This window comes from Flavobacterium sp. TAB 87, from assembly GCF_001529295.1.
In the GTDB taxonomy this organism is placed as follows: Bacteria; Bacteroidota; Bacteroidia; order Flavobacteriales; family Flavobacteriaceae; genus Flavobacterium.
The window spans coordinates 140,008-152,818 of sequence record NZ_LLWK01000038.1; the positions used below are offsets into that span (position 1 = coordinate 140,008).

Annotated in this window: 10 protein-coding genes; 6 read left to right on the top strand and 4 right to left on the bottom strand. The window is 36.2% G+C overall.

The genetic code is table 11. The features are described 5' to 3' along the window. The first annotated feature begins 4 nt into the window (after nucleotides 1-4). Genes AP058_RS12795 through AP058_RS12810 form a run of 4 tightly spaced genes read left to right on the top strand, consistent with a single transcriptional unit; the run spans nucleotide 5 to nucleotide 4,043 of the window. Entirely contained in the window at nucleotides 5-1,324 is a 1,320-nt protein-coding gene (locus AP058_RS12795) for a GntP family permease (RefSeq protein ID WP_066311542.1), read from the top strand. 3 nt (nucleotides 1,325-1,327) lie between these two features. Next, nucleotides 1,328-1,792: a RidA family protein gene (locus AP058_RS12800; protein ID WP_066311545.1), complete on the top strand. Its 465-nt coding sequence runs from the start codon at nucleotides 1,328-1,330 to the stop codon at nucleotides 1,790-1,792. Nucleotides 1,793-1,837: 45 nt separating this feature from the next. Next, a complete protein-coding gene (locus tag AP058_RS12805) occupies nucleotides 1,838-2,953 on the top strand; it encodes a D-TA family PLP-dependent enzyme (RefSeq protein WP_066311548.1) in 1,116 nt (371 codons plus the stop codon). Nucleotides 2,954-2,972: 19 nt separating this feature from the next. Then, a complete protein-coding gene (locus AP058_RS12810) occupies nucleotides 2,973-4,043 on the top strand; it encodes a dipeptidase (protein WP_066311555.1) in 1,071 nt (356 codons plus the stop codon). On the opposite strand, the gene AP058_RS12815 is transcribed toward AP058_RS12810, so the two are convergent. Continuing rightward, nucleotides 4,040-4,813, bottom strand: coding sequence for a DeoR/GlpR family DNA-binding transcription regulator (locus AP058_RS12815; protein ID WP_066311558.1), 774 nt, complete (start codon nucleotides 4,811-4,813; stop codon nucleotides 4,040-4,042). The genes AP058_RS12810 and AP058_RS12815 overlap by 4 nt on opposite strands. A 184-nt stretch (nucleotides 4,814-4,997) precedes the next feature. Between AP058_RS12815 and AP058_RS12820 the strand changes: the two genes are divergently transcribed. Beyond that, entirely contained in the window at nucleotides 4,998-7,301 is a 2,304-nt protein-coding gene (locus tag AP058_RS12820) for a family 20 glycosylhydrolase (protein ID WP_157492726.1), read from the top strand. A 61-nt stretch (nucleotides 7,302-7,362) separates the two neighbouring features. Here the strand turns inward: AP058_RS12820 and AP058_RS12825 are convergent, their stop codons facing one another. From AP058_RS12825 to AP058_RS12835, 3 genes are all read right to left on the bottom strand, one after another. Continuing rightward, nucleotides 7,363-8,109 carry a succinate dehydrogenase/fumarate reductase iron-sulfur subunit gene (locus AP058_RS12825; RefSeq protein WP_066311561.1) on the bottom strand — a complete coding sequence of 249 codons (747 nt, stop codon included), beginning with the start codon at nucleotides 8,107-8,109 and terminating at the stop codon, nucleotides 7,363-7,365. Between the two features lie 76 nt (nucleotides 8,110-8,185). Continuing rightward, nucleotides 8,186-10,186: a fumarate reductase/succinate dehydrogenase flavoprotein subunit gene (locus AP058_RS12830; RefSeq protein ID WP_066311563.1), complete on the bottom strand. Its 2,001-nt coding sequence runs from the start codon at nucleotides 10,184-10,186 to the stop codon at nucleotides 8,186-8,188. Nucleotides 10,187-10,190: 4 nt separating this feature from the next. Then, complete coding sequence (locus tag AP058_RS12835) at nucleotides 10,191-11,024, bottom strand: succinate dehydrogenase cytochrome b subunit (protein WP_066311564.1); 834 nt, start codon at nucleotides 11,022-11,024, stop codon at nucleotides 10,191-10,193. A 354-nt stretch (nucleotides 11,025-11,378) separates the two neighbouring features. On the opposite strand from AP058_RS12835, the gene AP058_RS12840 reads away from it, so the two are divergent. Beyond that, nucleotides 11,379-12,740 (top strand): hydroxymethylglutaryl-CoA synthase family protein, encoded by a 1,362-nt coding sequence (locus AP058_RS12840; RefSeq protein ID WP_066311572.1) that lies wholly within the window; start codon nucleotides 11,379-11,381, stop codon nucleotides 12,738-12,740. Nucleotides 12,741-12,811: the final 71 nt, after the last annotated feature.

The following is a 12,811-nucleotide window of genomic DNA, read 5'->3' on the forward strand; positions in this document are numbered from 1 at the left end:
ATTTATGAGTATTTTAATTCTTACCGCATGTATTGTTTTTTTAATTCTGCAAATAACGTGGTTTAAAATTAATCCTTTCCTTGCCTTTGTTTTTACCTCCTTACTAGCTGGCTTCTGTTTAGGACTACCTATTGATAGTTTGGCACCATCCATCGAAAAAGGTCTGGGCGAAATGTTAGGTGCTGTCGCACTGATTATTATATTTGGAACTTGCATTGGTAAACTAACTGTAACTTCGGGTGCAGCAACTAGTATTGCACAAGCTGTAATGCAATTTACCGGTGAAAAATACATTCGCTTAGGTTTAATGATTACAGGCTTTATTGTTGGCATTCCACTTTTTTACAGCGTGGGTTTTGTTTTATTAGTTCCGCTTATTTTTTCCGTCGCACATCAATTTAAATTACCAAAAGTATATTTAGGAATTCCGATGCTAGCCTCTCTTTCTGTAGCTCACGGCTTCTTGCCTCCTCACCCGTCCCCAATGGCGTTGAGTCAAGTACTTAATGCAGATCTTGGGCTAGTTTTGGTTTACGGTATCATCATTGCAATTCCAACTATTTTAATCGCGGGCTTGTATTTTTCTAATTTTCTTAAAAACATAAAAAGTGAACCAACCGACGGGATTTTAAAAATCAACGAACTAAAATTACCTGCCAAACTTCCTGGATTTGGTATCAGTTTATTTTCGTCTCTTTTTCCTGTTTTTGGTTTAACACTTACCACACTCTTACCTTTAGTTTTCAAGAATGAGCAACTTGAACTAATCTGTAAAACAATTGGTCAGCCGACCATAATAATGTTAATATCTGTTATCCTTTGTACCTATACATTGGGTTTACGAGTGGGACGTTCTATAAAATCAATAATGGACGATTATAGCGAGGCGATAAAAGATGTTGCACTAATTATCTTTATTTTAGGTGGCGCAGGTTGTTTAAAAGAAATTATGGTTGCAAGCGGAGTGGATCAATCTATTGTAGCATTGCTAAACCAAGTAAATATTCATCCCTATTTATTAGCATGGATGATGGCAGCGATTCTTCGCATTTGCGTTGGTTCTGCTACTGCTGCGGGTTTAATGACGGCCAGCGTTTTACTGCCTTTATTACAACTGAGCGGCTTAGACTCTAATTTGTTAGTATTATCCATCGGTGCCGGAAGCTTAATGTGTTCGCATGTTAACGATCCTGGTTTTTGGATGTTCAAAGAATATTTTAATATCAGCTTAAAAGACACTTTTAAATCATGGACCGTAATGGAATCTTTGGTGTCTGTTTTAGGAATTGTTTTCGTTTTTATATTAAACTCAATTATACATTAAATCATGAATTCTGCACAAGAAAAATTTGAATCATTAGGATTGTCATTGCCACCAGCACCACAACCATTAGGAATTTATAAACCATTTTTAGTTGATGGGAAGTACTTATATCTATCTGGACATGGTCCGGTACAAGATGATAAGTCTTTAATTATCGGAAGAATTGGCGATGATATGGATATCGAACAAGGGAAATTAGCGGCAAGACAAGTGGGCTTGACCATGTTATCGACCATTGTGAGCAACTTTGGAAGTTTAGACAAAATAAAAAGAGTCGTTAAAGTACTCGGAATGGTGAATTGCAACAGTTCTTTTGAGCGCCATCCGTATGTGATTAATGGTTGCAGCGAATTATTTGCTGAAATATGGGGACAAGAAAATGGAATTGGGGTTAGAAGTGCTGTCGGAATGGGCTCATTGCCCGATAATATTCCAGTTGAAGTAGAAGCTTTATTCGAATTATATTAAAAATCTCTTTTTAATCATTTTATCTAATTTAGAAATAAGAAAAAGATGCAAAATAATTGGTGGAAAATAAATCGCGACACACAAATAGACACTCCTTTCTTGGCTGTCTACGAAGATCGCATGCAATCGAATATAGACAGTTTGATTGCAGCGGTTCAAGGTGATCTTTCGAAATTAAGACCGCATATAAAAACGCATAAAATTGGTGAAGTTTTAGAATTGTTCAAGAAAAACAACATAGACAAGATAAAGTGCGCTACGATTGCTGAAGCAGAATTGGCGGCAATGTACCAAGTTTCTGATATTTTATTAGCGTATCAACCTGTCGGATTAAAAAAGCAGCGATGGATAACGCTTATCGAGAAATATCGTGATGCCACATTTTCGACCATTGTTGACAATTTAAAATCTGCCAAAGAACTGAATACTATTGCTAAAAAAAATAACCTTCAGCTGACCGTTTATTTAGATTTGAATACTGGAATGAATCGAACGGGAGTTGCACTTTCTGAAGATTGGATTTACCTTGCTAGATCAATTATGAAATTGAAGCATTTACACTTCGTCGGATTTCATATTTATGACGGTCACGTAAAGGGAGCAATTGAAAATCGTACTGTCGAAGTTGCCGAATCTTTTCAAAACATAATCGCGAATATTAATCAATTGCAAGAAGAGACCAATCAAAAATTTTTGGTTGTTGCCGGTGGCTCTAATACTTTTCCGTTTTATGCGACGCAAGAAAATGTAGAATGCAGTCCCGGAACTTTTATTTTCTGGGATTTAAATTATTCGACTAATTTACCCGAACAAGATTTTAAAACCGCAGCTGTACTTGTAGGTACTATAATTTCTCAACCTACTCCAACTACGTTTTGCATCGATATTGGCTACAAATCTGTTGCATCAGAAAACACTTTAGACAAACGATTGGTTATTATAAATGATGAAAATTTAATTCCAATTTCACATTCCGAAGAGCATTTGGTTTTAGAGAATCACGGTAATTATAACTACAAAGTAGGCAATACCATTTATGCGCTGCCGTATCACGTGTGCCCTACTTGCAATTTATATGAGACGGTTCAAGTTGTAAATAACCAGAAAGACATCTACACGAACTGGAAAGTTCTTGCCCGAAATAAAAAAATAAGTATCTAATAAGTAAAACCAAAAATGTATGTTTATAATTGATGCCCATCTGGACCTTAGCATGAATGCGATGGAATGGAATAGAGATTTAAGAAATGAAGTTCCTGTTCTACGAAATTTAGAGAAAGGAATGACCGACAAACCAGATCGCGAACGCGCGACTGTTTCTTTACCTGATCTACGAAGAGGAAATATTGGAATTGTTGTAGCTACGCAAATTGCGCGCTTTGTAAAACCCGAGAGTAAAATACCTGGTTGGAATTCTCCTGAGCAAGCTTGGGCGCAAACGCAAGGACAATTGCAATGGTACAAAGCGATGGAAGAAGCGGGAGAAATGACTGCTATCACTGATAAAAAATCGCTCCAAAAGCAATTGGATTTGTGGAATGACGGAACTGCTAATGAGAAAAAGCCAATCGGTTATATTTTGAGTTTAGAAGGAGCCGATTCTATAGTTGATCTCTCTTATCTCGAAAAAGCATACAATTATGGACTTCGTGCTATCGGTCCCGCACATTACGGACCAGGTAGATATGCCAATGGAACCGATGCGACTGGAAAAATGAATCAAAACGGTTTAGATTTACTAACAGAGATGCAACGCTTGAATATTATTCTCGATGCGACTCATCTATGCGATGATGCATTTTGGCAAGCGCTAGATCATTTTAATGGACCAATTTGGGCGAGTCATAATATGTGTAGAAGTTTAGTTAATCATAACCGACAGTACAGTGATGAGCAACTTAAAGCATTGGTAGAAAGAGGCGCCGTAATTGGTGGCGCATTAGATGCTTGGATGTTAGTACCTAATTGGGTACGTGGCGTTTCGACTCCAACTAGCACAAATTGCAACTTAGAAACGGTTTTTAAGCACATGGATCATATTTGCCAATTGGCTGGAAATGCTAATCACGTTGGAATTGGGTCAGATTTGGATGGTGCTTTTGGAACCGAGCAATGCCCATCTGACTTAGACACAATTGCTGACCTTCAAAAATTAGTAACCATTTTTAGAACTCAAGGATACGCTGAAGATGATTTAAATAAAATTTTCCATCAAAACTGGATTAACTTTTTAATGAAAAACTGGGATTAAAGAAATTTTAACGTGGGAACTTTTAGTTTGTATCGCTTTAATTTCTCGTGGTTTGGTTCTACATCAGTGATAATGTAATCGACCTCTGATAATTTAGCAATTCTCATTTTCTGAACGGTGTCTAACTTTTCAGAAATAGTTAATATAGCTGTTTTTTGAGAGGCTTTTATCATAGCTTTTTTAACCTGAACAGTATCCCAGTCAGAATCTGAGAATCCGCCTTTAACGTCTAGAGCATTCGTGCCAAGTATTAGTAGATCAGCACTAATTGTACTTAATTGGTTGTACACATCACCGCTTACGCACATCTGACTGTAAGGAGAAATACTACCGCCAATCATGATTACCTTGACATTGGGTTTGTCTAAAAGTTCTACAGCAGAGAGAGCCGTCACTGTAAAAACAGTCAAGTTCATATCATTTGGAATCATTCGTATAAATTCACGAATTGTGGTACCGCCACCTAATAATAAAACCATTCCATCATGAAGTAAGGTAACCGTTTTTTGAGCTATAATTTGTTTTGCTTCGCTAGCATACGTTTGAGAAGAAGACGAATGATGATAGGCCTTAGTCATAGCACCGCCTTTCACTTTGATCAACATCGACTCGACTTCTAATTCATTAATGTCACGTCTAACAGTGTCTTCTGACACAGACAATTGATCTGACAGTGTAGCAAAGTTTACGCGCGTATGCAAATTGATTTCTTTAAGAATATGATTTTTTCGTTCTTCTTTAGAGAAATTTACGATTTCGTTAGCATCCATTTAAAATAATTAGGTAAAACAAAAGTAATTAATAATTGCAATAATATTGCTAAATTTCTTGCAAGCAGCAAATAGAGTTACAAAGCAAGTACTGCTATATTAACAAAATAAAGGCTTAAAATGCAAAAAAATTGCACTCCACATCATTAAATATATAAATTCAATTCATTCTCAACATCCAATCATGAAAAAAATTGCTGTATTTCTCCTATTCTTAAGTAGTATAATTGCTACCTCTCAAGAACATTTTGTAAATCGCACGATTATTCCCATGCCTAATTTATACAAAACAACTGGTGATAGCTTGACTATTTCTGGTAATATAAAAATTATTTTTGAGGGAAATAAATTTAGCGCCAAAGAAGTACAATCAGCTATGTTATTTCAAGAAGCTGTAAATTCAAATTTCGACAAACAAAAGGCTGCTATAAAAGTTATTTTCAAATCTGAAAGAATAAGTTCCGCAAAACAAACTTCTGAAGCCTACAAAATAGAAATTTCCCCTAAAGAAATTAGAGTGACCGGACAAGAAATTGGTCTTTTTTATGCCGTCCAAAGCTTATTACAACTATTACCGAATGAACCCAAGAACAACGCTGTAAAAATACCCTGTGTAACCATAAATGATGAACCTCGTTATTCGTATCGTGGTTTGCATTTGGATGTAAGTCGTCATTTCTTTTCGACAGCAGTTATCAAGGATTTCATCGATCAAATGGCTTATTACAAATTAAATAACTTTCACTGGCACTTAACAGACGATCAGGGTTGGCGTATCGAAATTAAAAAATATCCAAAACTAACTGAGATAGGTTCGAAAAGAGACCAAACCTTAGTAGGAAATAAATTTGAACGTTTTCCGAGATTTTTTGATAATACTCCTTACGGCGGTTTCTACACGCAAGAAGAAGTTAAGGAAATAGTAAAATATGCCGAATCAAGATACGTTAACATAATTCCTGAAATCGAAATGCCTGGACACGCTTCGGCTGCTGTAGCTGCGTATCCCAACTTAGCTTGTTTTCCTTCTAACGATTTTAAAGTTATCGAATCTTGGGGTATTTTCGAGGATGTATTCTGCGCTGGAAAAGAAGAAACTTTTACTTTTTTAGAAGATGTTTTAGAGGAAGTTATGATGCTTTTTCCGAGTACCTATATTCATATTGGCGGAGACGAATGCCCAAAAACAAGATGGGAAAAATGTCCAAATTGCCAAAATAGAATTAAAAAAGAAGGATTAAAAAACGAGCATGAATTGCAAAGTTATTTTATTAAACGAATTGAAAAATATCTAAATGCCAATGGAAGACAAATTTTTGGCTGGGATGAAATTCTTGAAGGCGGGTTGGCGCCAAATGCAGCAGTGATGTCTTGGCGCGGAGAATCTGGTGGAATTGCAGCAGCAAGAGACAAACATGATGTTATTATGACTCCAGAAGAGTATGTTTATTTTGATCACAATCAAGGCTATTCTTTAGAAGAACCGCTAACTGTTGGCCGCTTGACAACGGTCGAAGAAGTGTATCGATACAACCCAACTCCAGCAGACAGTTTAACTAGTGATCAACAAAAATACATCAAAGGAGTTCAAGGTAATCTTTGGTCGGAATATTTAACGAGCCCTGCCAAACTAAACTATATGTTGTATCCTAGAATATTTGCTTTAGCAGAAATTGCTTGGACTGAAACTTCTCAAAAAAATTACACCAATTTTGTTTTAGATCGAATTCCATTTCATTTAGGAAAGTTAGATATGGTAAAACGATTGTATAAAGTACCAACTCCTTTCGGAATAAAAGATACTGCAATTGTTGCTTCAAAATATGAATTAAACCTAAAACCAACCGTCAAAAATGGGCAAATATTCTATACAATTGACGGATATAATCCTGATGAAACTGCCAACTTATACAAAAGTCAAGTTACAATTACAGTTCCCGAAGGAGAACACCGAATAATAAAGGTAGTTCAAATTAGCGAGAGCGGTAGAAGAAGTTCCATTACCAAAATTGCCGTTACCAATTCAAAAACACTCCCTGCATTAGTTGTTAAACCAAAGAAGAAAGGTCTGAAATACAAAATGTACCATAATTTATTTCAACAAACAATCGAAATGAATTTGTTAAAACCTGCCAAAAGTGGTATCCACGAAGGTGCAATCGAAATCGAAAAATACAAATCAAAAGAAAATCGCTATTTAGGTCTACAGTTTGAAGGATACATTTACATCTCAGAAACCGATACCTACACTTTTTCAACCATTGCAGACGACGGTGCAACAGTAGTAATAGACAATCAATTGATTGTCGATAATGATGGTAGACATTGGATCAATGAAGCTTTTGGTGCATCCAAACTAGAAAAAGGCTTTCACAAAATAAACATCAATTATTTCAATGCCGATGGAAGTTCAGCGCTACAGTGTTTCATTCAACAACAAGGAAAAGAAAAACAAGAAATTAGCGCTTCGCAATTATTTTACGAATAGAAAACAAAAAAACGCATTCAAATTAATGAATGCGTTTTTTATTTATAAACAGTAGTCTAATTTATGACGTCAAACTTGCAGATAAATATTCACGGTTCATACGTGCTATATTTTCTAAAGAAATTCCTTTCGGACATTCTACTTCACAAGCTCCAGTATTAGTACAGTTACCAAAACCTTCTTGATCCATTTGGTGAACCATGTTCATAACACGGTCGTGTGCTTCAATTTTTCCTTGTGGCAACAATGCATATTGCGATACTTTGGCCGAAACAAAAAGCATTGCAGATGAGTTTTTACAACTCGCTACACAAGCACCGCAACCAATACAAGTAGCAGCATCAAATGATTTATCTGCATCGTCTTTATTGATTGGAATCGTGTTGGCGTCAATTGTGTTTCCAGAAGTATTTACCGAGATAAATCCTCCCGCATGCTGAATTCTGTCAAAAGCACTTCTATCCACAACTAAATCTTTAATTACCGGAAATGCTTTTGCTCTAAATGGCTCAATAAAAATTGTATCACCATCGTTAAACATACGCATGTGCAATTGACAAGTGGTTACTCCTCTGTCTGGTCCGTGCGCTTCTCCGTTAATATATAAAGAACACATTCCGCAAATTCCTTCGCGACAATCGTGATCAAAAGATACTGGATCTCCTCCTGTGTTAATTTGTTGGTCGTTAAATACGTCAAGCATCTCTAAGAATGACATATCAGGTTCGATCCCGTCGATTTTATATTCGACTAACGCTCCTTTATCTTGGGCGTTTTTCTGACGCCATATTTTTAATGTAAGTTTCATACTCTTTTAGTTTGAAAATCATAAAGTCTAAAGTAGAAAGTCAAAGGACTACAAACTTTTGGCTTTTGACTAATTGCTATTTGTAATTTCTTTGAACTAGTTTAATCGCCTCAAATTCTAAAGGTTCTTTATGCAAAACGGCATCACTAGGTTTTCCTTTGTATTCCCAAGCAGCAACGTACGCAAAGTTTTCGTCATCACGAAGTGCTTCTCCATCTTCAGTTTGGTATTCTTCACGGAAGTGTCCACCACACGATTCGTTTCGGTGCAAAGCATCTTTTGCAAACAATTCACCCAATTCTAAGAAATCGGCAACACGAGTCGCTTTTTCTAATTCTTGATTAAATCCTTTATCTGTTCCTGGAACTTTCACTTCGTTATAAAACTGTTCTCTTAACGCAGCAATTTCTTCGATAGCCTCATTTAAACCTTGAGCATTTCTAGCCATTCCTACTTTGTCCCACATGATTTTTCCTAATTTTTTGTGGAAATAATCAACAGAATGTGTTCCGTTATTATTCATAAACTTCGCAATTTGATCGGCAACTCCTTTTTCGGCAGCATCAAATTCTGGAGTGTTTGTTGGAATTGCACCTAACTTAATATCTGGAGCCAAGTAAGCACCGATAGTGTAAGGAAGAACAAAGTATCCATCAGCTAAACCTTGCATTAAAGCAGAAGCTCCTAAACGGTTTGCACCGTGATCAGAGAAATTAGATTCACCAATAGAGAAACACCCTGGAATAGTTGTCATCAAATTGTAGTCAACCCAAGTTCCACCCATTGTGTAGTGAACAGCTGGATAAATCATCATCGGATGCGTGTACGGATCTTCATCGATAATTTTAAAATACATTTGGAATAAATTCCCGTATTTACTGCGAATGATGTCTGTTCCTAACTTGGTAGTTAATTCAGTATCATTTTCATTTAATCCTTTAATGTGCGCTTGTTCTTTTCCGTAACGTTGAATCGCTGAAGCAAAATCCAAGAAAACTGCTTCACCTGTTTTGTTTACACCAAAGCCAGCATCACATCTTTCTTTAGCCGCACGAGACGCAACATCACGTGGCACCAAATTACCAAAAGCAGGATACCTTCTTTCTAAGAAATAATCTCTATCTGCTTCTGTTAAATCAATTGCTTTCTTTTTACCTTCTCTAATAGCTAGTGCATCTTCTAACTTTGCTGGAACCCAAATACGACCGTCATTGCGCAACGATTCTGACATCAAAGTCAATTTTGACTGATGATCTCCCGAAACAGGAATACAAGTTGGGTGAATTTGTGTGTAACAAGGATTAGCAAAAAATGCGCCTTTTTTATGAATCTTCCATGCTGCAGTAGCATTAGAACCCATTGCATTTGTACTTAAGAAAAATACGTTTCCGTAACCTCCTGAACCCACAACAACTGCATGAGCTGAATGTCTTTCTATTTCTCCTGTAACTAAATTACGAGCGATAATACCTCTTGCTTTACCATCTACAATAACGATATCAAGCATCTCGTGACGATTATACATTTTGATCTTTCCACGACCGATCTGACGATTCATTGCAGAATACGCTCCTAACAACAATTGTTGTCCAGTTTGTCCTTGTGCATAAAACGTACGCGAAACCAATGCTCCACCAAAAGATCGGTTGTCTAATAACCCACCATATTCGCGAGCCAACGGAACTCCTTGAGCCACACATTGGTCAATAATATTAGATGAAACTTCAGCCAAACGGTAAACGTTTGCTTCACGAGCGCGGTAATCTCCTCCTTTTACAGTGTCGTAAAACAATCTGTACACAGAGTCACCATCCCCTTTATAATTTTTTGCTGCATTGATACCTCCTTGTGCTGCAATTGAGTGCGCGCGACGTGGAGAATCTTGAAAACAAAATGCTTTTACATTATATCCTAACTCAGCTAAAGTAGCAGCAGCAGAACCTCCTGCCAATCCTGTACCAACAACTATAATGTCTAAATTACGCTTGTTTGCAGGGTTTACTAAGTTGATGTGGTCTTTATAGTCGGTCCACTTGTCCGCCATTGCGCCTTGTGGAATTTTTGAATCTAAGCTCATATATTTATGCTTTTAAAAAGAAATGAATATAAATTGGAATAATTGCAAAAAGTAAAGGAACAATTATCGCAAATCCTTTTCCAAATCCTTTAATAATTGGATTGTATTTTGGGTAGTTCACACCCAGAGATTGAAATGCGCTAGCAAGACCGTGCATTAAGTGAAAAGATAAAACGATCATCGCTATAACATATAAAATGGTAGCAATAAGACCTGTTTGAGCATCTTGAAAAAAGGCAACTGTAATTTTATGCAAATCTTTGTAACCTTCTTTTACTTTAATATTAGCCGTAGCATCAAAAAATTCAGTTCTGTTTTTAATCACTAAGCCGCTTTCATTAACTTGATCAACAGGAATATAACCCCCATCTGTAGTAACATAAAAGTCTTGCTTCTGTCCCTGCATGTCAATACTAATGGTTTGCAAAGGCATTTTATCATCAAAATGCATTACTGCCCAAAAGCTTACCATGTGCGTTACAATAAATACTAAAATCAATGTACCTAGCAATGCCATGTTTCTTGAAGCCCATGAGCTATTAGCCGCCGGATTGTTTTTTGCGTAACCTACCGGGCGAGCTGCTCTGTTCTGAATCGTTAACAGAATTCCATCAACCGCATGAAAAAGGATTGAAATGTACGTTACGTACGAAAGTAATTTTACTGCCGGATTGGTGGTCATGAACACTGCATACTGATTAAATTGTAATGCATCACTGAAAATTAATTGTAAATTTCCTGCTAAGTGACCCGCCAAAAACAAGCATAAAAATAACCCCGTTAGAGCCATCCAGTATTTTTTAGCTAATGATGACTTTAAAAGTGCCGATTTTGCCATAAGAATTAGAATAATTTGTTTTATTTAATTCCACAAAAATAAACCAATTCAGATACAACTACAACCATTTCGCCGTTATTTATAATCATTTTAAAAAGAATGGAGTTCTAAATATTCAATATGTAAAATAGCTAAAATCGAGACATTTTTAGTAACAAAATAAGCAACAACATTATAATATTCTTTAAAATTCATTCCAGCTTTACATTTTCATCAAAACTTTATGATATTACTATTTTATCTTAACTTTTAATTTGTTTTCCCTAAAAGTGACAACTCCATAAAGCTTTGCTAGTTTAAAAACCGATATATCACGGCCATAGCTTTATCTTTGCGAGCTTAAAATTTGTGATAATGAAAACCGGAATTGAAGCTATTGCTTTTGATGTAGCAAAAATACATTTACCCATACAAACCTTAGCTAATGCTAGAAACATTGAAGCCGAAAAGCTTGAAAAAGGTCTTGGATTATTACGAATGACTTTGCCTGATTTGCATCAAGATGTAGTTGTATTTGGTGCCAACGCACTAACTAAATTAATAGACGAACACAATATAGACTTAAATGAAATTAGTCGCATTTACGTTGGAACCGAAAGCGCCGTAGACAGCTCCAAGCCTATAGGTTCTTATTTAATCACTTTGATGGAACAAAAATATGGTGCAGGAGTTTTGGAAACCTGTGATGTGGTCGATTTTACTTTTGCGTGTATTGCCGGGGTCGATGCATTGCAAAATTGCTTGGATTTTATACAACTGCATCCAACAAAAAAAGCAATCGTGGTTACTACTGATTTTGCTAAATACGATTTAAATTCTACTGGAGAATATACGCAAGGCGCGGGAGCTTTAGCGATATTAGTTAGTGCCAATCCTAAAATAATTGCTATTAACAACGTTTGGGTAACAAGTACGAAAGGCGTTTTTGACTTCTTTAAACCGCACCGAACCATTACTAAAGAGCAAATTTTATTAAATAACGTAAACGAGCCTTGGTTTGACATCTTAGAAGCTGAGATCACAATTCACAAAGACCAGCCAGTTTTTGACGGACAATATTCGAACCAATGTTACATGGACCGAACTCGAAATGCGTATTTCAACTTTAAAAAACAAAAAAATACGACCGAAACAATTTACAATAACTGGAGAAGTATCGTGATGCACTTGCCGTATTCTTTTCAAGGACGCCGCATGCTATCTGAAATATACACATTAGACCATCAGCAAAAAACAATTTCTGGAGAAGAAACTCCGGCTGAATATCAAACAAAGTTAAAAGAAATTGCAAAATCTAGCGAATACCGAGAATTCGTATCTGAGAAATTACAGGCGGCAGAATTAGCCTCTTCCTTAATTGGGAACCTGTATACCGGTTCCATTTTTATGGGATTACTTTCGACCCTATCACATTTCTACAATTCTAAGGTAGAGATTAGCAATTCAAAATTCGGATTTCTTGCTTATGGAAGTGGATCCAAGTCAAAAGTTTTCGAAGGAACTATTCAACCCGAATGGAAATCGGCTATTTCAAAAGTACAGCTTTTTGAAACTTTAGAAAAAAGCACCGAAATAGATTTTGAAACCTACGAAAGACTGCACCGTAAAGAACAAAAAGAAAGCATCAGAATGGCAAAAAAAGAATGGATTTTAGATCGAATTGAAAATAAAATTCCAACTTTAATCGGCGCCCGTTATTACAAATGGATCGATTAATTTAAGCGCTAATCATAATTGCACAAAGGATAACTTCATAAATATATTTTACATTATTTCCTAAAAGCCAA

What these genes read in the sequence shown, in the direction of transcription:
- AP058_RS12830 (WP_066311563.1), bottom strand. Translation starts at nt 10,186, where the DNA reads ATGAGCTTAGATTCAAAAATTCCACAAGGCGCAATGGCGGACAAGTGG.
- AP058_RS12840 (WP_066311572.1), top strand. Translation starts at nt 11,379, where the DNA reads ATGAAAACCGGAATTGAAGCTATTGCTTTTGATGTAGCAAAAATACAT.
- AP058_RS12815 (WP_066311558.1), bottom strand. Translation starts at nt 4,813, where the DNA reads ATGGATGCTAACGAAATCGTAAATTTCTCTAAAGAAGAACGAAAAAAT.
- AP058_RS12800 (WP_066311545.1), top strand. Translation starts at nt 1,328, where the DNA reads ATGAATTCTGCACAAGAAAAATTTGAATCATTAGGATTGTCATTGCCA.
- AP058_RS12820 (WP_157492726.1), top strand. Translation starts at nt 4,998, where the DNA reads ATGAAAAAAATTGCTGTATTTCTCCTATTCTTAAGTAGTATAATTGCT.
- AP058_RS12810 (WP_066311555.1), top strand. Translation starts at nt 2,973, where the DNA reads ATGTTTATAATTGATGCCCATCTGGACCTTAGCATGAATGCGATGGAA.
- AP058_RS12795 (WP_066311542.1), top strand. Translation starts at nt 5, where the DNA reads ATGAGTATTTTAATTCTTACCGCATGTATTGTTTTTTTAATTCTGCAA.
- AP058_RS12825 (WP_066311561.1), bottom strand. Translation starts at nt 8,109, where the DNA reads ATGAAACTTACATTAAAAATATGGCGTCAGAAAAACGCCCAAGATAAA.
- AP058_RS12805 (WP_066311548.1), top strand. Translation starts at nt 1,838, where the DNA reads ATGCAAAATAATTGGTGGAAAATAAATCGCGACACACAAATAGACACT.
- AP058_RS12835 (WP_066311564.1), bottom strand. Translation starts at nt 11,024, where the DNA reads ATGGCAAAATCGGCACTTTTAAAGTCATCATTAGCTAAAAAATACTGG.